This window comes from Sphingopyxis sp. (genome assembly GCF_051861155.1).
Lineage (GTDB): Bacteria > Pseudomonadota > Alphaproteobacteria > Sphingomonadales > Sphingomonadaceae > Sphingopyxis.
In genome coordinates this window covers 307,455-329,153 of the sequence record NZ_JBHYDE010000001.1, presented here as the reverse complement: position 1 = coordinate 329,153, position 21,699 = coordinate 307,455, and the positions used below count along the sequence as shown (strand labels likewise).

Here is a 21,699-nt window from a genome sequence, read left to right as displayed (position 1 = left end):
ACCGATTCGTCCTGTTTTGCCAACCCCTGCGGGCCGATTATTACCTCATTCCGTCGCGCACCGACATTTTCCGTTACGGATGCGCGCCGCTGGCGTCGGGCTCGGCGCGTGCCGCATCGTCGAGCAGCGCCAGCCGGGCCTCGTGATCGGCGCGCGAGATCGGAAATTTCCGCATCACGATCAGCCCCAGCGTGCCGATGATCAGGATCGCGACCATATAGCCGATGGCAAGATTGCCCAGCACCGCGTCGCCGACTTCACCCGGTTTGGCGCTCGCCGGAAACGCGGCGAAAGACAGGATTTGTCCCGCAAGAAAGATGCCGATACCGGTCGCGCATTTCTGCATGAAGAAATATCCGGCGAAGAACAGCCCCTCCGACCGGCGGCCGGTCTCGCCCTGCGACGCCTCGACCACGTCGGCCATCATCGATGACGACAGGATCATCAGGATGATCGAAAATGTGTTGCCGACGAATACCATCGCGAAAAACACCGCGACGCTGGGTTTGCCGGGCAGGCCCGGGAAAATATCCTGAATCCACGCCAGATACATGCTGCTGTTGACGATCAGCGCGATCGCCCCGGCCAGGATCGCGCCGCCCCGCTTCCCCAATTTCGCCGACAGCGGCGCGACCAGCAGGAAGGCGGCAACCATCGTCGCGAACAGCAGAAAGACATAGTCGCCCATCTCGTCACCGCTGAGCTGCCAGAAAAAGCCAAGCAGATAATTGGTCATCGAAAAGGTGATGCCCTGATTGATAAAGGCGAACAGCGCGGCAAAGATCAGCCACAGAAAGGCGCGGTTCGACAGCGTCTCGCGCATGTCGCGCAGGACGTGGCTGAGTTTTGCGGTGGGCCGCGGTTGGTCGAGATTCGATACCGCGATGCGGCGATGCTGGCCCACCGCCGAAAGCATTACCGCGCCCGCCATCAGCAGCGCGCCGGTCAGCGCATAGGGGAAATAGCCTGCGGGATCGACCAGCCCCAGCGATCCGGCGAAGAACCAGCGATAGGCAAGATACAGGATCAACAACCCGCCGCCCCAGCCGAACAGAAAGCGATAGCGCATCACGACGGTGCGTTCGTCGTAGTCGGCGGACAGTTCGGGGACGATCGCCACCGAGGGAACCTCGCACATCGACACCAGCGACCGGACGATAATGGCAAAGCCGATCAGCCAGGCGATCGTCATCGCATCGCTCATTTCGGGCGGACTCCACAGCAGCATCCACGCCATGGCGAGCGGAATCGGCGCCGCATAAAGCCATGGCAGGCGGCGTCCCCAGCGGCTGCGGGTGCGGTCGGTGAGCTCGCCGATCACCGGATCGACAAAGGCGTCGGCGATCAGCGCGACCATGATTGCGGTCCCGACAATCCCGGCGTCGAGGCCGATGACCTGATTGTAGAACAGCAGCAAAAAGGTCGAAAAACCGTTGTCCTTGACGCCATAGGCGATGCTGCCAAGGCCATGCGTGGCCTTCAGCCACACGGGGAGTTTTTCGGGGCGCGGAACGGCGGCGGTCGTCGCCGCTGTGGTCACGCGGCCGCTCCGGCCTTGGCCGCTTCCTCCATCGCGACCAGCGCATCGAACATGCCTGGCGATTCGGGATCCCAGGCGTGGCGCTGCCCGATCGTCAGTCCGCCGTCGACCAGCAAATGGGTGCCGGTCATGAACGATGATTCGTCGCTTGCCAGAAACGCGACGGCATTGGCGATGTCGTCGGGCTGGCCGCCGCGCGCCACCGGCTGCGCCTGCGCGCTCATCCCGGCGATGATCGCATTGGCCTGATCCTTCATCGCGTCGGGAACCTCCAGCGACGCGGTGAAGATGTTGGTGTTGATGAAGCCCGGGCAGATCGCGTTGACGCGGATGCCATAGCGCGCCAGGTCGGTCGCCGCGACTTTGCTAAGGTGGAGCACCCCGACCTTGGCGACGGCATAGGCGGTCGGCGAATAACCCGCGCCCAGCGCCGCAACGCTCGCCGTGTTGATGATCGATGCGCCCTTGCGCCCTTTCATATGCGGGCTCGCATAGCGGATGCCCATCGCGACCGATTTCAGCACCAGATCCATCGTCCGGTCCCAGCCTTCGGGCGTGATTTCGTCGATCGGGGCGCGGTCGCCGCCTGCCGCGGCGTTGTTGAAGACGATGTCGATCCCCCCCGCCTTGGCGGCGGCGGTGTCCATCAAAGCCTCGATATCCGACGGCTTGGTCACGTCGCAGCGGACGAAATCGATCTTGCCGTTCGACTGTTCAGCGAGGGCGCGGCCGCCCGCCTCGTCGATGTCGGCGGCAAAGACATGGGCGCCTTCGCTCGCGAGTTTCAAAACCGTGGCTTTGCCGATTCCCGACGCTGCTCCGGTGACGACGGCAATCTTGCCCGCGAATCGCATGACCCATTCTCCCGTTTTCTTTTGCCACTTAGCTTAGGCGCCAAAGGTGACGCGTCAACGGCGGTCAAACCGACGCTACGGCGCCGTAACGGCAGGTCGGGCTCCCCAAGTTGACGCTTGCGTAAAGCAGCCGACTGCTCCTAGATTTGGGGCAGGAAGAGGAGCCTGAAACATGAGCGATCTGGACGCTTTTCGCGCTGAAGTGCGCGGTTGGCTGGAGGCGAACTGCCCCGCCGAAATGCGCGAGCCCATCCGCGAAGAAGGCGATGTGTGCTGGGGCGGGCGCAACTGGGTGTTCAAAAACGATGCCCAGAAGCAGTGGCTCGAAGCCTGCGTGTCAAAGGGCTATACCGTTCCCGACTGGCCCAAGGCCTATGGCGGCGCCGGGCTGACCCCCGAGCAGACCAAGATCTTCAAACAGGAAATGAAGCGCATCCACGCGCGCTCGCCGCTCGACAGCTTCGGCATCTGGATGCTCGGCCCCGCGCTGCTGCAGTTCGGCACCGAGGAGCAGAAGGTCGAATATCTGAACCCGATCGCGCGCGGCGAAATCCGCTGGTGCCAGGGCTATTCGGAACCCGGCTCGGGCAGCGATCTTGTCTCGCTTCAAACTTTCGGCGAAGACAAGGGTGATCATTGGGTCGTCAACGGGTCGAAGATCTGGACCAGCTACGCCGACAAGGCCGACTGGATCTTCTGCCTCGTCCGTACCGACAAGGCGAACAAATATCAGGGCATCACATTCATGCTCTTCGATATGGCGAGCAAGGGGGTCACGACCAAGCCGATCCTGCTGATCAGCGGCAACAGTCCGTTTTGCGAAACCTTCTTCGACGATGTCGAAGTGCCCAAGACCCAGTTCATCGGCGAAATCAACCGCGGCTGGGACGTCGCCAAATATCTGCTCGGCCACGAGCGCGAGATGATCTCGGGCGGCGGCGCGGGCGGCGACATGGTCAGCATCGGCGGCGCGTTCGCGAAATCCTTTGGCAAGAACGCGGCGGGCGAACTCGACGACCCGATCCTGCGCGCCGAAATGGCGGCGTTCGACGTCGATGTCTTTGCCTACCGTGCGATGGGCGAGCGTTTCATGGACATGTGGAAGACGGGCCGCGCGCACCCGGCATCGTCGAACATGATGAAATATGTAGGCACCGAGCTCAACAAGCGCCGCCACGAACTGGTGATGGCGGGCGGCGGCAGCGAAGCGCTGGAATGGGACAGCGAAGAGACCAAGGGCGGCGCAAGGGCGCGCGGTTGGCTGCGCACCAAGGCCAATTCGATCGAGGGCGGGACGAGCGAAGTCATGCTCAACGTCATCGCCAAGCGTATCCTCGACCTGCCCGGAGCCTGATCCATGCCTTTGTATCACAATGAAGACCAGGCGATGCTCAAGGACAGCGTCGCGCCCTTCGTGGCCGAACAGGCGCCGGTTTCGCACCTGCGTAATCTCCGCGACAGCGCCGACGCCACCGGCTTCTCGCGCGACCTCTGGGCGCAGTTCACCGAAATGGGGCTGCCTGGCATGCTCGTTCCCGAAGCGCATGGCGGGCTCGGCATGGGGCATATGGAGGCGGGCATCGTGCTCGAGGAAATCGGCCGCAACCTGACCCCGTCGCCTTTCCTGTCGACCAGCGTCGGCGCGGTCGCCGCGCTCGCCAAGGCGGGCGGCACGCAGGCGGGCCGCTGGCTCCCTGCGATCGCATCGGGTGAGGCGATCGTCGCGCTCGCGATCGACGAGGGCGCCAAGCACCGCCCCGACCGCATCGCGACGACCGCGACGCGCGCCGGCAACGGCTTCCGTCTCGACGGCAAGAAAAGCTTCGTTCTCCACGGCCATGTTGCCGACACCAGCATCGTCGCGGCGAAGACCGACGGTGGCATTACTTTGTTCGCGGTCCCGAAGGATGCGAAGGGTCTCACCGCCGATCCGCGGCGTCTCGTCGACAGCAGCTTGGCGAGCCATGTCACGTTCGACGGCGTCGAGGTCGATGCGGACGCGGTGATCGGAGAGGTCGATGCCGGCGGCGACATCCTCGACGCGCTGCTCGCCGCGACGCGCGCCGGCGCGGCCGCCGAGATGGTCGGTGTCGGGCAGGGCGCGATGGACATGACCGTCAATTACCTCAAGGAACGCAAGCAGTTCGGCAAGCTGATCGGCGAGTTCCAGGGCCTCCAGCACCGCGCCGCGCATCTCTATGGCGAGATGGAAGTTGCCCGCGCCACGGTGATGAAGGCGCAGCAGCTGCTCGATGAGGGCAATGAGGGCGCCAGGCTGATGGTCTCGGTCGCCAAGGCGAAAGCCGGTCGCGCCGCCAATCTCGCGGTGCGCGAAGGCGTGCAGATGCACGGCGGCATCGGCATGACCGACGAATATGACATCGGCCTGTACATGAAACGCGACCGTGCGCTCGCCGAATATATGGGCGATGTGCATTACCACATCGACCAAGTCGCGCGCATGAACGGCTATTGATTTGTGCTTACGCCCTCCCCTTCAGGGGAGGGCAGTGAGACTTGCCAGCTTGCTGGCTTAGTCGCAGCGGGTGGGGGCCGTCGGCCTTGCGCTACGCTGCGAGCCCCCACCCCAACCCCTCCCCTGAAGGGGAGCGGCTTTAAGGAGCCTCCACCAATGAACCTCAATGACATGTTCGGCCTCGACGGCCGCATCGCCCTCGTCACCGGCGGCTCGCGCGGCATCGGCAAGATGATCGTCGAGGGCTATCTCGCCGCGGGCGCGGCGCGCGTTTACATCTCGGCGCGCAAGACGGCGCAGATCGAGGAAGCCGTCGCCGATTTCGAAACGCGCTATCCGGGCAAGGTCATCGGCCTGCCGGTCGACCTCGCAACCGTCGAGGGCTGCCGTGCGCTCGCCAAGGAACTCGAAGCGCGCGAAGAACGCCTCGACATCCTCGTCAACAACGCCGGCGCCGCGTGGGGCGAACCGTTCGAGGGTTTCCCCGAGGCGGGCTGGGACAAGGTGATGGACATCAACGTCAAATCGCCCTTTTTCCTGACCCAGGCGTTGCACGGGCTGCTCAAGGCGGGCGGTTCGCACGCGCGGCCCGCAAAGGTCATCAACATCGGCTCGATCGACGGCCAGCGGCTCAACCCATGGGAAACCTACAGCTATCATGCGTCGAAAGCCGCGATCCTCTATCTTACCAAGCGGCTCGCGGCGCGGCTGGTCCATGACCATATCCTGGTCACCGCGATCGCGCCCGGCGCCTTCCAGTCGGACATGAACAAGGCCGCGCGCGATCATGGCGACGCGGTCGCGCAGAGCATCCCGGTGAAGCGCATCGGCGTGCCCGAGGACATGGCCGGGGCGGCAATCTTCCTCGCGTCGAAGGCGGGCGACTATGTGGTCGGCGACACGATCACCGTCGACGGCGGGCTGGTGCATGGCGATCTGCGGACGAGCATCGACGCCTGACCTATGCCCCTCCCCTTTAGGGGAGGGGTTGGGGTGGGGCCTGTCAGGCGGCGCAGGGCCGCTGGTCCCCACCCGCTCGACTAACGAACAAGTTCGTAAGTCTCGCTGCCCTCCCCTGAAGGGGAGGGGTAGGACGAAGTTGACTCGCCAATCGCCAAGGTGTATTATATAACTAATGCACCAAGGAGATGTGCCATGCGTCTTGCTTATCTGATCCCCCCGATGATGCTCCTCGCCGCCTGCGGGCAGGACGAGAAGGCGGCCGACAGCCCCGATATTTCGATCAACGCCGACGGCGATGGCGGCGGCAAGGTCCAGATCAGTTCGGGCAAAGATGGCGGCAAGATCAAGATCGGCGGCGACGGGGTCAATATCGACCTCGACATCCCCGATCTTGGCGACATGGACATCAACACCGATTTCGACATCGACGGGGTGAAACTCTATCCCGGCAGCAAGATCGACCAGATGGACATCAACGCCAGCGACAAAAATGGCGCCGATACCGCGACGGTGAAATTCGGCTTCAGCTCACCCGCCGCGCCCAAGGTCGCTGCCGACTGGATGGGCGCCGAATTCGCCAAGCGCAACATCCAGGTCGAACGCGCCGGCACGACGCTGCGCGGCACCGACAAGGATGGCGATGATTTCACGATCAGCTTCGTCCCCGATGGCGCGAATGCCAAGGGTGAGGTGGTGATCGTTTCGAAATAAGCCGTCGCCCCCGCGAAGGCGGGGGCCGCTGTAGGCTTGTCCCGACCTAGCTGCGTAAAACGCTAGCGGCCCCCGCCTTCGCGGGGGCGACGGATATTAACCGCTATTCCGCAGCGCCGTCGCAATCGCGTTGATCGTCAGCTGGATGCCCTCGGCGATCCGCGGGTCGGTTTCGCCGGCGCGGTGGCGCTTCATCAGTTCGATCTGGAGCAGGTTGAGCGGCTCGATATAAGGCAGGCGCAGCCGGATCGACGCTTCGAGCGCCGGGTTCTTCTCGAGCAACCGCGTCTGGCCGGTGATGCCGAGCAGCCCGTCATGCGCGCGGTTCCACCCGCCCTGGATGCGGCCAAAGATTGCCTCATGTCCGTCGATATGCCCGGCGAGTTCGGCGTAGCGCGCCGCGATCCCCATGTCGGATTTCGCCAGCACCATCTCCATATTGCCGAGCAGCGCGGCGAAAAACGGCCAGCCCTGCGCCATATCGGCGAGCAGCGCCTTGTCCGCGAACGCCGCAAAGCCTTCGCCCGTCCCGTACCAGCCGGGCAGCATCGCGCGCGCCTGCGCCCAGCTGAACACCCAGGGGATGGCGCGCAGATCTTCGATCGCGCTCGACTTGGTGCGGCTCGACGGCCGCGACCCGATCTTCAGCGTCGCGATTTCGGCGATCGGGGTCATCGCGCGGAAGAAATCCTTGAACGTCGGCGTGTCGTACACCAGCCCGCGATAGGCGGCGAAAGCGCTGTCCGACAGCGCGTCCATCGCGGCGGTAAAGCGCGCCGCGTCGGCGCCGCTCAGCGCCTCGGGCTCGAGGCTCGCGAGCAGGCTCGCCGACACCATCGCTTCCAGATTGGTCGCCGCGCTCGCCGCGGTGCCATATTTGGCGGCGATCACCTCGCCCTGTTCGGTGATGCGGATGCGCCCCTGCACCGTGCCCGCGGGTTGGGCGCGGATCGCGGCAAAGGCGCTGCCGCCGCCGCGCCCGACCGCGCCGCCGCGGCCGTGGAACAATTGCATCGCGGTATCGGCGTCCTCGAACACCGGAGTCAGCGCCTGCGACGCCTGATGCAATCCCCAGGTCGAGGTCAGATAACCGCCGTCCTTGTTCGAATCCGAATAGCCGATCATCACTTCCTGATGCCCGCGCGCGCCGATCTGCGAGCCGATTTCGGGCATCGCGAAATAGCGCGCCATGATGTCGGGCGCCTTGTCGAGGTCGGCGATGGTTTCAAAAAGCGGCACCACCATCAGATTGCTCTGCCCCGCCGCCGCGCCGCTACGCCACAATCCGGCTTCGCGCGCCAGCACATGGACTTCGAGCAGGTCGGACAAGGTCTGCGCCATGCTGATGATCCACTGGCAGATCGCATCGCCGCCCAGCCGGGCGCGAATGTCGGCGGCGGCGTGGACGATCGCGAGTTCGCCCGCGGTCTCGTCGCTCCACTGGTGCCAGGGCGCGGCGAGCGGTCGGTCGCTTTGCAGTTCGGCGGTGAGCAGCGCGACGCGCGCCTCTTCGTCCAGCGCCAGATAGTCGGCGCAGACCCCCGAAACCTTGAGCAGCTCGGCGAGCACGCGTTCGTGCACCGCGCTGTTCTGCCGCATGTCGAGCGTTGCGAGGTGGAACCCGAACACTTCCACGGCGCGGATCAGCCGCCCGAGCGCACCGATGCCGCCAAACTGGCCCTGGCTGTTCGCCGACAGGCCGTTGGCGATGGTGACGAGGTCGCGGCGAAGCGACGCCGGGGTGGCATAGGGCGCGCCGGTTAGCGCCGAAGGGCGCGGCGGCGCACGGCCAACGATCTGCGCATAAGTGGCGCACAGCCGGGCATAAATGCCCGACAGCGCCCGGCGATAAGGTTCGTCGCGGCGGCTCGGCGCGGTGTCGCCGCTCGCCTCGGCCAGCGCTTCGACCGCTTCGGGCACCGCGGCAAGGCTCGCCGACACCGACAGCTCGGCGCCGAGATGGTGGACCGCGTCGATATAATGGCCGAGCACCGCGGCGGCGTTGCGCCCGGTCGCCATGACCATCGTCTCGGCGGTGACGAAGGGATTCCCGTCGCGGTCGCCCCCGATCCAGCTGCCGACGCGCAGGAAACTCGCGGGGCGCGTCCCCAGTTCGGCTTCCCAGCGCGCATAGAGTTTCGGCACGACGGGCAGGAAGACGTCGCGCAAATAGGTCAGCGCATTGTCGATCTCGTCGGCGACGAACAATTTTTCGGTGCGCAGCGGGCGTGTCTGCCACAGCAGCACGATCTGCCGCCGGATCGCATCCTCGACGACATCGCCCTCGGGCGTCTCGTCGGCGCCGGCATCGCGCAGCAGCATCAGCTCGGCGATGCGGTTCTTGTGGTCGAGCACCGACTTGCGCCGCACCTCGGTCGGGTGCGCGGTGAGCACCGGCGCGACGAGCGAGGCGCTCAGCAGCGCCGCGATCGCGTCGCCGTCGATGCCATCGCCCCTCAGCTTTTCGATCGCGGCGGCGACCGTCGCTTCAGGCTCGGCGGCGACCCCCTGCCGATCCTCGGCGAGGTTCGCGAGCATCGAAAACAGCATGAAACCGCGCACAAAGGCGATCGTGTCGTCGAGGCTGAGCGCATCGAGCCCCGGATCGATCGCCTCGGCCCCCGCGATCCCGCGGTGCCGGTCGACGCTCGACGAGCGGATATACTCGGTCTGGCGGAACAATTTGTCGCCGCCGTAAGCGCGGATGACGTCGCCCAGGATCCGCCCGAGATAGCGGATGTCGGGATTCTGCGAGATCTGGATCGGCGGGCCCATGCGCGGGATTGCTGCACCGCAGCAGAGCCTACGTCAAGCAGCGCATAGCTATGCCTTGTTCGATCAATTCGTCTTGATCAGGGTAAGCATTCCCATATCGACCGTCGATCCGCCCTCGAACGCAACAGAGTTGCGCGTATCGGTGATGAACATCAGCTTGCCGTCGGCATCGGTGATCCGCGCCGACACGGCGTAGCTGTGGCGCGGGTCGAGCGCGGCCTTGTCGACGGTCAAAGCAAAGGCGAACGGCACCTGCTTGCCCTCGGCGGCGAAGGCCTGCCGCGCCAGGTTGCGCGCCGGGGCGTCGGCCAGGCTGACGTCGTCGAGCCGCACCTCGATCTGCGCGCTCGGCGGCAGCGCGATGCGCTCGCGATAGGTGATGCTGCCGGTGACATTGATCGATTGTTCGGCCGGGGCGGTGGTCGCGCAGGCGGCGAGCGCAAGGCCGACGGCGGCGATGGCGGCGATGGCGGCAATACGGAGCATGATCTTCTTCCTGCAAACCATGAACCCCTGCGAAGGCAGGGGCCCATCACCGGTCGGTGCAAAATGGAACCGGCAGGAGATGGATCCCTGCCTTCGCAGGGACACGGGAACCAAAGGCATAGCCCAAACAGGCGTGGCTGCCTAACCCTCCAGCTCGACATCCCAGTACAGCCAGTCGATCCAGCTGGTGTGCAGATACCCCGGCGGGAACGCCCGGCCATTGTCCTGCAGCTGCCAGCTCGTCGGGCGCCACGGTTGGCGATAGATCGGCATCCGCGCCTGCTGCGGCGTCCGCCCGCCCTTTTTCAGGTTGCACGGGGCGCAGGCGGTGGTGACATTTTCCCACGTCGTGCGCCCGCCGAGCCGGCGCGGCACGACATGGTCAAAGGTCAGATCCTTGCCCGACCCGCAATATTGGCACGCGAAGCGATCGCGCAGGAACAGGTTGAAGCGGGTGAACGCCGGGTGCTGCGACGGCTTCACATATTGGCGCAGCGCGATGACGCTGGGGATCGGCATCGTCTTCGTCGGCGAGTGAATCTCGCGCTCGTAATTTTCGACGATGGTGACGCGGTCGAGGAAAACCGCCTTGACCGCGGTCTGCCATGGCCACAGGCTCAACGGATAATAGCTGAGCGGCGTATAATCGGCATTCAGGACAAGCGCGGGACAATTATCGGGATGCCGGACAAGATCGGGATGGAACATGGCTTTGAAACGTTGCCCCCGTTGCTGAGCGCCACCTTGCGAAGTGGATGGCGCGCCACTGCCTTCCCCAAGTGACATGCGTATTACATGCCGCATCAGATTCTGACGTCAAGGGGGCATCTGCCGCAAGATATGGAAGGAATCCGATGATGCTGACACAGTATATGGAGTCTTTACCCAATCGATGCTGACCCGTTTCGCGCCCAGCCCGACCGGCGACCTGCACCTGGGGCACGCCTATAGCGCGGTGCTGGCGCATGATGCAGCGCGCGCCGCGGGCGGCAAATTCCTGATCCGTATCGACGATATCGACGGCAGCCGCTCGCGCGAAGCCTATGTCGGCGCAGCGCTCGCCGACCTCGCCTGGCTCGGCCTCGGCTGGGATGGCGAACCGCTGCGCCAGTCGGCGCGGCTCGGCGATTACGCCGCTGCGCTGGACCGCTTGCGTGCCCGCGGCCTTGTCTATCCCTGTTTCTGCACCCGCGCCGACATCGCCGCCAGTCTGTCGGCGCCGCACGGCCCGTCGGGCGCGATCTATCCGGGCGCCTGCCGCGATCTTGCCGAAGCCGAGCGCGAACGGCGGATGGTCGTTAAGCCGCATTGCTGGCGCCTCGACACCGCCCGCGCGCTAGCGATCGCTGGCGATCTGGCGTGGGAGGAGCAGGGGCAGGGGATGCGTGCCGCCGACCCGCTGGCGCACGGCGACATCGTCATCGCGCGCAAGGATGCCCCCGCCAGCTATCACCTCGCCAGCACCCTCGACGATGCCATGACGGGAGTGACGCATGTCGTCCGCGGCGCCGACCTGATCGCTGCGACCGACGTTCACCGGCTGCTTCAGGCGCTGCTCGGCCTGCCGACCCCGCTCTATCACCATCATCCGCTCGTTTGCAGCGCCGGCGGCCAGCGGCTCGCCAAGCGCGACGCCGCGGCATCGCTCGCGGTGCTGCGCGATGGGGGCGTCGATGGCCGGGCCCTGGCGGCCGATTTGCTTGGGCAACGGCTTCCCACTGGATATTCGCTGCGGATGCCCTAGATTGGCGCCATGAACATCCTGCTGATCATCGGCGTCGTCGTGGCCGCCGGCTTCGTGCTCTTCTCGCTCGCGCGCGGGCTTTTCTATTTCTCGCAAGGCCACCGCGCCGCGATGGACGGCACCGCGCAAGAGAATCAGGTAATGCAGAACAAGATGATGATGGCGCGCGTCAAATGGCAGGCGATCACCATCATCCTGATCGTGCTGATCGGCTTGCTCGCCGCGGGCGGCTGATCGGGCCGCCGCGCAAGCCTCGATACATGGTCAAGCTGAACAAAATCTACACCCGCACCGGCGACGACGGCACCACCGGGCTGGTCGACGGATCGCGGATCGCCAAATCGGCGCCGCTGATGGCGGCGGTCGGCGACGTCGACGAAGCCAACAGCGCGATCGGCATCGCTGCCGCCGCGCTCGACCCCGCCAGCGACGCTGCGGCGATGCTGGCGCGGATCCAGAACGAGCTGTTCGACCTGGGCGCCGACCTGGCCACCCCCGCCGACATCCAGTTCGGATTCGGCCCGCACGACATGGCGCTGCGCATCGTCCCCAGCCAGATTGCGCGGCTGGAGGACGAGATCGACCGCATGAACGACGATCTGGAGGCGCTGCGCAGCTTCATCCTGCCCGGCGGCACCGATGCCGCGGCGCGGCTGCACCTCGCCCGTGCGGTAACCCGCCGCGCCGAACGCGCCGCGGTCGCGGCGGGCGGCGAGCGCGACCTCAACCCGCTCGCGCTGACCTATCTCAACCGCTTGTCCGACCATCTGTTCGTGCTGACGCGCCGCCTGAACGCGGCGGCGGGCGGCGACATCCTGTGGAAGCCCGGCGCGACGCGCTAGGCTCGGGACCGTATGATTTCGAAGCGCCGCCGTAGGCGGGGCCGCCATCGCGCTCGGTCGCTGCCGCTGAGCGAGCGGCCAGTGGGCTTCCTTTGCGGGGCGACGAACTTTGTTCTCTAAACGTTCTTGAAATCCTCCGCCGCCGTAACCATATTCTTGTCTCAAGCGAAACCGAATCGCACAGCGGGGGATTGTCTTATCATGGCCAGCCAAACCGACGCTTCGCTCTATGCGCCAATGGTCGGTATGCGCGTGCCGCTGACCCAGCGGTTTCCGGCGACCCGCCGCCTGTCGATCGACCTTGTCGCCACGCTGTCCGATGCCGACGCCAGCGCGCAGTCGATGCCCGACGCCTCGCCCGCCAAATGGCATCTCGCGCACACCACATGGTTTTTCGAAACCTTCGTCCTGCGCGACCATCTGCCGGGCTATCGCGCGTTCGACGATCGCTACGCCTATCTGTTCAACAGCTATTATGAGGCCGAAGGGCCGCGGCACGCGCGGCCGCAGCGCGGGTTGCTGACGCGCCCGTCGCTCGATGAAATCTGCATCTGGCGCGCGCATGTCGATGCCGCGGTGCAGACGGCGCTGCCCGATTTGCCGCCCGCGGCGCACGCGCTGGTCGAACTCGGTATCCAGCACGAACAGCAGCATCAGGAATTGCTGCTCACCGACCTCAAACATCTCTTTGCACAAAATCCGCTCGGCCCGGCGGCGTGGAATGCAGAATCGGCAATCGCGAGTGAAGCCCGGCGGTTTTCCGCCATGAACTGGGTCGAGGGTAAGGCGGGCGTGGTCGCGGTCGGCCATCATGGCGACGGCTTTGCGTTCGATTGTGAAGGCCCGCAGCACGATGCGCTTTTGCCCCCGCACGCGCTCGCCAGCCGCCCGGTCAGCAATGGCGAATGGCAACAATTTATCGCCGACGGCGGTTATCACACGCCCTCGCTGTGGCTCAGCGACGGCTGGGCGTGGGTGCAGGCGGAAGCCATCGACGCGCCCGCCTATTGGGACGGCGACCGCCAGTTCACCCTGGCGGGCTGGCGGGCGATCGACCCCGTCGCGCCCGTCGCCCACATCAGCTTTTTCGAAGCCGACGCCTTCGCCAGCTGGGCGGGCGCGCGCCTGCCGACCGAGTTCGAATGGGAGGCCGCGGCGGCGACGCTCGATCCGGCCTCGGGCCAGCAACTCGATGCCGCCGGGCCGGTGCAGCCCGCCGCGGCGGTCGTTGACGCCGGCTTGCAACAGATGTTCGGCAGCGTGTGGGAATGGACCGGCAGCGCCTATCGCCCCTATCCCGGCTTCCGCGCCGCGCCCGGCGCGGTCGGCGAATACAATGGCAAGTTCATGAGCGGCCAGTTCGTGCTGCGCGGCGGCAGCTGCGCGACCCCGCGCGGCCATCTGCGCGCCTCGTACCGTAATTTTTTCTACCCCCACCAGCGCTGGCAATTCACCGGCGTGCGTTTGGCCAAGGATCTTTGACATGGGCGTTGTTCGCAATCTTCGGCAGGTCGATGCCGATACCGCAGGGGTCGACATCGCGTTTCGCGCCGATGTCCACGCCGGGCTGGCGCAGGCGCAAAAGGCAATCCCGGCGCGCTGGTTCTACGACGCGACCGGGTCGGCCTTGTTCGAGGACATCACCGCGCTCCCCGAATATTATCCGACGCGCAGCGAAACCGACCTGCTGACCCGCCATGCCGGTGATCTGGCGCGGGCGATCGGGCCGGGACGGGCGGTGATCGAACTGGGCTCGGGCAGCTCGACCAAGACCCCGCTGCTGCTCGCGGCGATCGCCCCCGCCGCTTATGTCCCGGTCGATATTTCGGGCGATTTCCTGCGCGACAGCGCGCGTACGCTCGCGGCGCGCTTTGCCGGTCTGCCGGTCTATCCGGTCGAGGCCGATTTCACCCAGCGCGTCGAACTGCCGCGCGAAATTGCCGACTTGCCCAAACTGGGCTTTTTCCCGGGCAGCACGATCGGCAATATGGTCGCGCGCACCGCGATCGACCTGCTGCGCAACTGGCGCTGCGCGCTCGGCGACGGGTCGCTGCTGCTCATCGGTATCGACCGGATCAAGGATGTCGGGGTGCTCGAACGCGCCTATGACGATCCGGCGGGGGTCACCGCGGCGTTCAACCTCAACCTGCTCGAACGGATCAACCGCGAGCTCGGCGGCGACATTCCGGTCGAAAACTTCACCCACCGCGCCGTCTGGGACGATGTCCATGCGCGGATCGAAATGCACCTGGTCGCCGCGTGCGACATGGACTTCACGGTCGACGGGCGTCGCTATCATATGGCGGCGGGCGAGACGATCCACAGCGAGAACAGCCACAAATATGGCGCGCGCGACGCGAACCTGCTGCTCCGGTCGAGCGGCTGGACCCCGGTTGCGACCTGGGACGACGCCGACCCTACCTTTGCCCTGATCCTCGCCGAAGCAACCGCCTTTCGCTCGGCCCCTTGATGTGCTGCCTCTTGACCGAGGCGATCGATGACGTAGGGCAACCACCAAATCGTCATCCCGGCGAAGGCCGGGATCCCGCCAGCGCGTTTTACGGAAACGGCCGGATCCCGGCCTTCGCCGGGATGACGACGGGGCTTCAAGAGTTTTGGAGAATAAAAATATGATCGTCGGCGTCATCGGGGCAGGGCAAATGGGTGCAGGCATCGCCCAGGTTTCGGCGGGCGCGGGCCATGACGTGCTGCTATCGGACATCGATCTGGCGCGCGCCGAAGCGGGCAAGGCGGGGATCGCCAAGGCGCTCGGTCGCCTCGTCGCCAAGGACAAGCTGACCCAGAGCGACGCCGACGTGCTCCTCGCCCGCATCACCCCCGTCGCCGATCACAGCGCCTTCGCCCCCGCCGATCTGGTCATCGAGGCGGCGACCGAGCGCGAAGAGATCAAGCGCGCGATCTTTGCCAGCGTCGGCCAGCATTTGTCGGCGACCGCGATCCTCGCCAGCAACACCAGCTCGATCCCGATCACCCGGCTGGCGCAGGCGTCGCCCGATCCAGCGCGCTTTATCGGCGTTCATTTTTTCAACCCGGTGCCGGTGATGGGGCTGATCGAACTGATCCGCGGCCTCGCCACCAGCGACGCGACGCTGCAGACGGTCGAGGCGTTCGGTCGCGGCCTCGGCAAGGAAATCGTCCACGCCAACGACGCGCCGGGCTTCATCGTCAACCGCGTGCTGATGCCGCTGATCAACGAAGCGGTGTTCGCGCTGGGCGAAGGGGTAGCGACGATGCAGGACATCGACACCGGTTGCCGCCTCGGCCTCAACCATCCGATGGGTCCGATCACGCTGGCCGATTTCATCGGGCTCGACACCTGCCTCGAAATCATCCGGGTGCTGCACAGCGGCACCGGCGACCCCAAATTCCGCCCCGCGCCGCTGCTCGTCCAATATGTCGAGGCGGGCTGGGTCGGCAAAAAGGCGGGCCGCGGCTTTTACGACTGGACGGGAGCCGAACCCGTTCCGACGCGTTAGCATGTGATGCGGTCAGGGGCCGCAAGGAGGCGTGATATGCACAGGAAAATTCTTGCAACATTGTCGGTCGCCGTGCTGACCGCCTCGGCGACATCTTATGCCCAGCAAGGCGCGCCCGAAGATTCGACGATCAAGGACACCGCCAATTCGGTGACCGAGCCGTTCGACGGAAAAGAGATTCCGCCCAAACTGCTGGCAATTCAGGAAAGCCCCTATTCGCTCGCCGGTCTCGGCAAATGCGCCGCGATCATCGGCGAAATCAACGAACTCGGCACCGTGCTGGGCCCCGACGTCAATGAACAGGTCGACAAGGACCGCGCCAAGAAGCGCGAAGAAACCGCTGGCCGGGTGGTCGGTAATGTCGCGGGGTCGATCATTCCCTTTCGCGGCCTGATCGGCGAAGTCACCGGCGCCAATGCCGAACGGCGGCGCTATGCGCTGGCTGTTTATGCCGGAACAGTCCGCCGCGGTTTCCTGAAAGGTGTCGGGCTGGAACGTGGTTGCAAGGCGCCGGCGCGCCCCTGATTCGCGGACGGCAAGGGAGGGGATTTGCATGGACGTTGCCAATATCCGCAGCTTTGCGATCGACGTGCCGCAGGCGGCGCTCGATGACCTGAACCAGCGGCTGGCGCGCACCCGCTGGCCCGAAAAGGAAACCGTCGGCGACTGGGACCAGGGTATCCCGCTCGCTTATGCGCAGGAACTCGCCGCCTATTGGCAGGGCAGCTATGACTGGCGCCGCGTCGAAGCGCGGCTGAACGCGCTGCCCAATTATCTTGCGACGATCGATGGGCTCGACGTGCATTTCATCCATATCCGCTCGGTCAACCCCGCCGCGCGCCCGCTGATCCTGACCCACGGCTGGCCGGGGTCGGTGCTCGAATTCCTCGACGTCATCGAACCGCTGTCAGCCGACTATCACCTCGTGGTGCCATCGCTGCCAGGCTATGGTTTTTCGGGCAAACCCGCCGAGGCCAAATGGAGCGTCGAGCATATCGGCGCGGCGTGGGACGCGCTGATGGTCGCGCTCGGTTACGATCGCTATTTCGCGCAGGGCGGCGATTGGGGCAGTGCGGTGACCTGTGCGATCGGCATGAATCACGCCGATCATTGCGCCGGAATCCACGTCAACATGGTCGTTGGGGCGCCCCCGCCCGACCTGATGAGCGACCTCACCGACGCCGAGCAACTCTATCTGGCGCGCTTCGGCTGGTATCAGGCGAAGGACAGCGGCTATTCGACCCAGCATGCGACGCGGCCGCAGACGATCGGCTATGCGCTCACCGATTCGCCGGTCGGCCAGATGGCGTGGATCGCCGAAAAATTCCACGGCTGGACCGATTGCGGGCACCAGCCGGGCGGCCAGTCGATCGGCGGCCATCCCGAACAGGCGCTGCCAAAGGATGCGATGCTCGACACGATCAGCCTCTATTGGCTGACCGCCAGCGCGGCCTCGTCGGCGCGGCTCTATTGGCACAGTTTTCGCAATTTTGCGGCGGGCGAGATTTTGGTGCCGACGGGTTGCAGTCTGTTCCCCAACGAAATCATGCGGCTGTCGCGGCGCTGGGCCGAACGGCGCTATAAAAATATCGTCCACTGGAACGAGCTGCCCCGCGGCGGCCATTTTGCCGCCTGGGAACAGCCCGAATTGTTCGTCGGCGAAGTCCGCGCCGCGCTGGCCAAGATGGACCTTTGACCCGGCAGCGATTCAGCGCGGCACCACCACCTGGCGACAGCTTTCGGGGGCCGAGCGCAGCGCGGTGTTCCACATCGCCTCATTGCCCTTGGTGTGCAGCCGCCAGCCGGCGCGATTTTCATAGATCGCGCCGCTCGCCGCCGGTGTCGAACGCATCGCCTCGCCGCGGCCGCCGTTGACGCTGACCAGCGCGCGGTCGCCCATGAAGTCGACCTTCAGCCGGGTGCCGCGATCGCATTCATAATGGGTGCTGACCCCGGGCCCGCCGACCGACATGCAGGCGGACAGCAGCAGCGCGCCGCCGCCCAGCGCGGCGAATTTTATCGCGTGCATCGCATCCTCCCTCAATAGCCCGAGCGGACGCACAGCACGTCGGCCAGATATTCGCGGCCACCGACGGTTTCCATATGCTCGCGCGCCGACCCGTTCCATCCGATCGTGCGGCACCAATTGTCCGCCGACCGCGCTGCGCAGGCCGCGGTGGACGAGCCGCCGATGCAGGCAAGGACGCGGTAATTGCCGGTCGCAGGCTGGGTATGGAATTCGGCGAAATTGCCGCGCGCGACCTGATCGTTGGCGGGCGGGTTGGGATTCCAACCGCCACCCCCGCTGCCCACCGGGCGGATCGACTGGATGGTCAGCCCGCGCAGGATGCTGTTCAGCATCGGCGTGTCGCGCTCGACGGTGCGGCAATTGCCGCGAAAGCGGGTCTTTTCGCACAGCTCCCAGCGCCCGCTGGCGACGCGCACCGAATTGACCGGCCAGGCGAGACCGAGGTTCGGCTTGGCTTCGCCGATGAACACCGCGGGGCCGCGATACCCCGCGTCGCGATAGATCGTCGCCTCGGGCGGCCGATACATGCGGTCTTCGGGAGCCTGGGCGCTGGAGGTGGCGAAGACAGCTGCGCCTATCGACGCTGCAGCGGCGGCGATGATCGACAAACGATATGCGATTTTCATGGCAAACTCCCTGCTGGCGAACGCGACCCGGGATTCGTTTTCGGTCAGCAGTTTACGCCATTCGAGGTGGGCTTGCAAATTCTCCCAAGCGCCGCGAGCGGCGAGTCAGGGGGCCTTGGCGGGCGCGGTCGCCGCCGCATCCGGTGCCGCCGCGGCGGGGGCTTCTGCTGGGGCGGCGACTGCCACGGGCGCCGTGGGCGGCGGGGCGACGGGCGGCGCAATCCCCAGCATCAGCCCGGCGAGCGCCGCCGACATCAGGTTCGACAGGCTGCCCGCGAGCAGGGCTTTCAGGCCCAGCCGCGCGATCATCGGGCGCTGGTTGGGTGCCAGCCCGCCGGTGACCGCCATCTGGATCGCGATCGAGCTGAAATTGGCGAAGCCGCACAGCGCAAAGGTGGCGATCGCGACCGCGGCGAGCGACATGTCGCCCTGCACCTTGCCGAGGTCGATGAAAGCGACGAATTCGTTGAGCACGATCTTGCTGCCGAACAGCCCGCCGACCACCGCGCTTTCGTCCCACGGTACGCCCATCAGCCACATCACCGGGCGGAACAGCGTGCCGATCACGGCCTGGAACGACAGGTCGGGATAGCCCAGCCAGCCGCCGATACCGCCGAGCAGGCCGTTGGCGAGTGCGACGAGCGCGACGAAGGCGAGAACCATCGCGCCGACCGCCACCGCCAGCTTGACCCCGGTCTGCGCGCCCTGCGCCGCCGCCATGATGATATTGGCGGGCTTTTCCTCGTCATGGCTCGCCTCGGGCATGATCACCGGTTCGATGCCCAGATCCTTGGGATCGTCGGGCATCATGATCTTGGCCATCAAAATACCGCCCGGTGCCGACATGAAGCTGGCGGCGAGCAGATAGGGCAGCAATTGTTCGCCGATCATGCTGGCATAGGCGCCGAGGATCGTCCCCGCGACCCCGGCCATACCGACGGTCATGATCGTGAACAGCTGCGGCGGGGTCAGCCCGGCGAGATAGGGGCGGATGACGAGCGGCGATTCGGACTGGCCGACAAAGATGTTCGCCGCGGCGCCGAGGCTTTCGACCTTGGTGATGCCGGTGATTTTCTGGATCGCGCCGCCGACCCATTTGATCACCAGCTGCATGATGCCGAGATAATAGAGGATCGAGATCAGCGAGGCGAAAAAGACGATGACGGGCAGGGCGGCGATGGCAAAGCTGTTGGCGCCGATTTCGGGCGAAGCGAGCGGGCCAAAGATGAAATCGGTCCCCGCCTTGGCATAGCCGAGCAGGTTCGACACGGCATTCGACATCGCCTGGATGACGGCGCGGCCCCATGGGGTGCCGATCACCAGCAAGGCAAATCCGGCCTGGAGCAGGAAGGCCGGAATGACGACGCGCAGGCGAATCCAGCGGCGGTTCGATGAAAACAGCACCGCAATCGCCAGCAAGGCGACGATACCGACCAGACCAATCAGGCGTTCCATATGTTATTGCGTCCCCCGCAAGTTTGTTGCGCCTTGTCTAGCGGGCTTTGGCGGTGGGGCAAGTGCCGCTGCTCCGCCCATCTTTCCAGCGCCGCCAAAAGCGACTATCGGGCGGCATGACCGACACCACATCGACGGCGCTGCCGCGCACGCTCTCGCCTTCGCTCTTCCTTTTCACCATCATCTATGGCGGCATGGTCGTGCTCGCCGGGGTGCTGGGAAACAAGCAGGTCGCCCTGTTCGGGGGGCTGGCGGTCGAGGCCGGGATTTTCCCGTTCCTGATCCTCGTCGCGCTGTCGAGCGCGGTGTCGGAACTGCAGGGCCAATCGACCGCGAACAAACTCGTGCTGTGGGGCTTTGTCCCGCTGGTGATGTCGATCATGCTGACATCGCTGGTCTATTCGCTCCCGGCAGCGCCCGAGATGGACCCGGCGCGGCTGGCATCGTTCGAAATGATCCTGGGCCAGACCCCGCGCCTTATGGCGGCGGGGATCGTCGCTTATGGCACGTCGCAGTTCCTGAACGTCACCATCTTTTCCAGGCTGCGCGGGCGCGAAGGCGCCGGGACCGGCACGACCTGGCTCGCGATCCGCGGCGCGATCGCCAGCGCGCTCAGCCAGATCGTCGATACCCTTCTGTTCGTCACCATCGCCTTTTACGGCGTCTTCCCGATCGCCAATCTGATGGGCGGCCAGATGCTCGCCAAGGTCGCGCTGTCGGTGCTGGTCATCCCGTTCGTGATCACCGGGTTGGTCGCACTGGGACGCAGTCTCGACGCGAAGAACGGCGGATGATGACGATGACCGACCCGTCGAAAATGCCCGACCTGCTCGCCAAGGCCGAAACGCTCGTCGAAGCGCTGCCGTACCTCCAGCGCTATGCCGGCGAGACGTTCGTGATCAAATATGGCGGCCACGCGATGGGCGATGCCGAGGCGCAGCGCGATTTTGCCGAGGATGTCGTGTTGCTGAAAGCGGTGGGGATCAACCCGGTGGTCGTCCATGGCGGCGGGCCGCAGATCGGCGCTATGCTCAAGCAGCTCGGGATCGAATCGACCTTTGTCGGCGGGCTGCGCGTCACCGACGCGGCGACCGCCGAGGTCGCCGAAATGGTGCTGGCGGGCAAGATCAACAAGGAAATTGTCGGCTGGCTCGCCGCGCTGGGCGGCCGCGCGGTCGGCATTTCGGGCAAGGACGCCAATCTGGTCGTCGCCGAAAAGGTGCAGCGGACCGAGCCCGACCCCAATTCGGGGATCGAGCGCCACGTCGACCTCGGCTTTGTCGGTGAGCCGGTGGCGGTCGACCCGACGATTCTGATCAACCTGACCAAGGATAATTTCATCCCCATCGTGGCGCCGGTCGCGCTGGGCGCCGACGGCGCCACCTATAATATCAACGCCGATACGATGGCGGGGGCGATCGCCGGGGCACTTGGCGCCAAGCGTTTCTTCCTGCTCACCGACGTCGCCGGGGTGCTCGACAAGGCGGGCGAACTGCTCACCGACCTCGACCAGACCGCGATCGCGGCGCTGAAGGGCGACGGGACGATCACCGGCGGGATGATCCCCAAGGTCGAAACCTGCGTCGCCGCGGTCGATGCCGGGGTCGAGGCGGCGGTCATCCTCGACGGGCGCATTCCGCACGCGATGCTGCTCGAAATTTTCACCGCAAGGGGTGCGGGCACGCTGATTCACCGCTAAGA

At 65.6% G+C, this 21,699-nt stretch carries 22 protein-coding genes; 14 read left to right on the top strand and 8 right to left on the bottom strand.

Annotated features, from left to right (window positions below):
- Nucleotides 1-73: 73 nt before the first annotated feature.
- Both ACTIFP_RS01595 and ACTIFP_RS01590 read right to left on the bottom strand, forming a co-directional pair.
- The gene (locus ACTIFP_RS01595; protein WP_439566975.1) at nucleotides 74-1,540 is read right to left on the bottom strand and encodes an MFS transporter; all 1,467 of its coding nucleotides are present in this window, start codon (nucleotides 1,538-1,540) and stop codon (nucleotides 74-76) included.
- Entirely contained in the window at nucleotides 1,537-2,394 is an 858-nt protein-coding gene (locus ACTIFP_RS01590) for an SDR family NAD(P)-dependent oxidoreductase (protein WP_439566974.1), read from the bottom strand. The genes ACTIFP_RS01595 and ACTIFP_RS01590 overlap by 4 nt, the downstream gene beginning before the upstream one ends.
- Before the next feature lie 172 nt (nucleotides 2,395-2,566).
- Between ACTIFP_RS01590 and ACTIFP_RS01585 the strand changes: the two genes are divergently transcribed.
- The 4 genes from ACTIFP_RS01585 (at nucleotide 2,567) to ACTIFP_RS01570 (ending at nucleotide 6,544) form a co-directional block, all read left to right on the top strand.
- Nucleotides 2,567-3,748 carry an acyl-CoA dehydrogenase family protein gene (locus ACTIFP_RS01585; protein WP_439566973.1) on the top strand — a complete coding sequence of 394 codons (1,182 nt, stop codon included), beginning with the start codon at nucleotides 2,567-2,569 and terminating at the stop codon, nucleotides 3,746-3,748.
- A gap of 3 nt (nucleotides 3,749-3,751) precedes the next feature.
- Entirely contained in the window at nucleotides 3,752-4,870 is a 1,119-nt protein-coding gene (locus tag ACTIFP_RS01580) for an acyl-CoA dehydrogenase family protein (protein ID WP_439566972.1), read from the top strand.
- Between the two features lie 156 nt (nucleotides 4,871-5,026).
- Nucleotides 5,027-5,830 (top strand): SDR family oxidoreductase, encoded by an 804-nt coding sequence (locus ACTIFP_RS01575; RefSeq protein WP_439566971.1) that lies wholly within the window; start codon nucleotides 5,027-5,029, stop codon nucleotides 5,828-5,830.
- A 195-nt stretch (nucleotides 5,831-6,025) separates the two neighbouring features.
- Nucleotides 6,026-6,544 carry a hypothetical protein gene (locus ACTIFP_RS01570; protein WP_439566970.1) on the top strand — a complete coding sequence of 173 codons (519 nt, stop codon included), beginning with the start codon at nucleotides 6,026-6,028 and terminating at the stop codon, nucleotides 6,542-6,544.
- Nucleotides 6,545-6,640: 96 nt separating this feature from the next.
- On the opposite strand, the gene ppc is transcribed toward ACTIFP_RS01570, so the two are convergent.
- The 3 genes from ppc to ACTIFP_RS01555 form a co-directional block, all read right to left on the bottom strand.
- Entirely contained in the window at nucleotides 6,641-9,319 is a 2,679-nt protein-coding gene (gene ppc, locus ACTIFP_RS01565) for a phosphoenolpyruvate carboxylase (protein WP_439566969.1), read from the bottom strand.
- 63 nt (nucleotides 9,320-9,382) lie between these two features.
- Nucleotides 9,383-9,805, bottom strand: a complete 423-nt coding sequence (locus tag ACTIFP_RS01560) for a YbaY family lipoprotein (protein WP_439566968.1) — start codon at nucleotides 9,803-9,805, stop codon at nucleotides 9,383-9,385.
- Nucleotides 9,806-9,946: 141 nt separating this feature from the next.
- The gene (locus ACTIFP_RS01555; RefSeq protein WP_439566967.1) at nucleotides 9,947-10,513 is read right to left on the bottom strand and encodes an HNH endonuclease; all 567 of its coding nucleotides are present in this window, start codon (nucleotides 10,511-10,513) and stop codon (nucleotides 9,947-9,949) included.
- A gap of 184 nt (nucleotides 10,514-10,697) precedes the next feature.
- Between ACTIFP_RS01555 and gluQRS the strand changes: the two genes are divergently transcribed.
- The 8 genes from gluQRS to ACTIFP_RS01515 all read left to right on the top strand — a co-directional run bounded on the left by gluQRS (nucleotide 10,698) and on the right by ACTIFP_RS01515 (nucleotide 17,584).
- Nucleotides 10,698-11,549 carry a tRNA glutamyl-Q(34) synthetase GluQRS gene (gene gluQRS, locus ACTIFP_RS01550; RefSeq protein ID WP_439566966.1) on the top strand — a complete coding sequence of 284 codons (852 nt, stop codon included), beginning with the start codon at nucleotides 10,698-10,700 and terminating at the stop codon, nucleotides 11,547-11,549.
- A gap of 9 nt (nucleotides 11,550-11,558) precedes the next feature.
- On the top strand, nucleotides 11,559-11,783 hold the full coding sequence (locus tag ACTIFP_RS01545; RefSeq protein ID WP_439566965.1) for an HIG1 domain-containing protein: 225 nt from the start codon (nucleotides 11,559-11,561) through the stop codon (nucleotides 11,781-11,783).
- A gap of 26 nt (nucleotides 11,784-11,809) precedes the next feature.
- Nucleotides 11,810-12,391, top strand: a complete 582-nt coding sequence (locus ACTIFP_RS01540; protein ID WP_439566964.1) for a cob(I)yrinic acid a,c-diamide adenosyltransferase — start codon at nucleotides 11,810-11,812, stop codon at nucleotides 12,389-12,391.
- A 201-nt stretch (nucleotides 12,392-12,592) separates the two neighbouring features.
- The gene (gene egtB / locus ACTIFP_RS01535; RefSeq protein ID WP_439566963.1) at nucleotides 12,593-13,873 is read left to right on the top strand and encodes an ergothioneine biosynthesis protein EgtB; all 1,281 of its coding nucleotides are present in this window, start codon (nucleotides 12,593-12,595) and stop codon (nucleotides 13,871-13,873) included.
- Nucleotide 13,874: 1 nt separating this feature from the next.
- The gene (gene egtD, locus ACTIFP_RS01530) at nucleotides 13,875-14,861 is read left to right on the top strand and encodes an L-histidine N(alpha)-methyltransferase (protein ID WP_439566962.1); all 987 of its coding nucleotides are present in this window, start codon (nucleotides 13,875-13,877) and stop codon (nucleotides 14,859-14,861) included.
- A gap of 160 nt (nucleotides 14,862-15,021) precedes the next feature.
- Complete coding sequence (locus tag ACTIFP_RS01525) at nucleotides 15,022-15,888, top strand: 3-hydroxyacyl-CoA dehydrogenase NAD-binding domain-containing protein (RefSeq protein WP_439566961.1); 867 nt, start codon at nucleotides 15,022-15,024, stop codon at nucleotides 15,886-15,888.
- A gap of 36 nt (nucleotides 15,889-15,924) precedes the next feature.
- Nucleotides 15,925-16,413, top strand: coding sequence for a hypothetical protein (locus tag ACTIFP_RS01520; RefSeq protein WP_439566960.1), 489 nt, complete (start codon nucleotides 15,925-15,927; stop codon nucleotides 16,411-16,413).
- A gap of 28 nt (nucleotides 16,414-16,441) precedes the next feature.
- On the top strand, nucleotides 16,442-17,584 hold the full coding sequence (locus ACTIFP_RS01515) for an epoxide hydrolase family protein (RefSeq protein WP_439566959.1): 1,143 nt from the start codon (nucleotides 16,442-16,444) through the stop codon (nucleotides 17,582-17,584).
- A 12-nt stretch (nucleotides 17,585-17,596) separates the two neighbouring features.
- Here ACTIFP_RS01515 and ACTIFP_RS01510 read toward each other — a convergent pair whose 3' ends face one another.
- The 3 genes from ACTIFP_RS01510 to ACTIFP_RS01500 all read right to left on the bottom strand — a co-directional run bounded on the left by ACTIFP_RS01510 (nucleotide 17,597) and on the right by ACTIFP_RS01500 (nucleotide 19,998).
- Complete coding sequence (locus tag ACTIFP_RS01510; protein ID WP_439566958.1) at nucleotides 17,597-17,917, bottom strand: MliC family protein; 321 nt, start codon at nucleotides 17,915-17,917, stop codon at nucleotides 17,597-17,599.
- Nucleotides 17,918-17,928: 11 nt separating this feature from the next.
- Nucleotides 17,929-18,543, bottom strand: coding sequence for a beta/gamma crystallin-related protein (locus ACTIFP_RS01505; protein ID WP_439566957.1), 615 nt, complete (start codon nucleotides 18,541-18,543; stop codon nucleotides 17,929-17,931).
- A gap of 105 nt (nucleotides 18,544-18,648) precedes the next feature.
- Complete coding sequence (locus tag ACTIFP_RS01500) at nucleotides 18,649-19,998, bottom strand: NupC/NupG family nucleoside CNT transporter (RefSeq protein ID WP_439566956.1); 1,350 nt, start codon at nucleotides 19,996-19,998, stop codon at nucleotides 18,649-18,651.
- A 116-nt stretch (nucleotides 19,999-20,114) separates the two neighbouring features.
- Here ACTIFP_RS01500 and ACTIFP_RS01495 point away from each other — a divergent pair, with 116 nt between their 5' ends.
- Both ACTIFP_RS01495 and argB read left to right on the top strand, forming a co-directional pair.
- Nucleotides 20,115-20,792 (top strand): queuosine precursor transporter, encoded by a 678-nt coding sequence (locus ACTIFP_RS01495; protein WP_439566955.1) that lies wholly within the window; start codon nucleotides 20,115-20,117, stop codon nucleotides 20,790-20,792.
- A 5-nt stretch (nucleotides 20,793-20,797) separates the two neighbouring features.
- Nucleotides 20,798-21,697: an acetylglutamate kinase gene (gene argB / locus ACTIFP_RS01490; RefSeq protein WP_439567284.1), complete on the top strand. Its 900-nt coding sequence runs from the start codon at nucleotides 20,798-20,800 to the stop codon at nucleotides 21,695-21,697.
- Nucleotides 21,698-21,699: the final 2 nt, after the last annotated feature.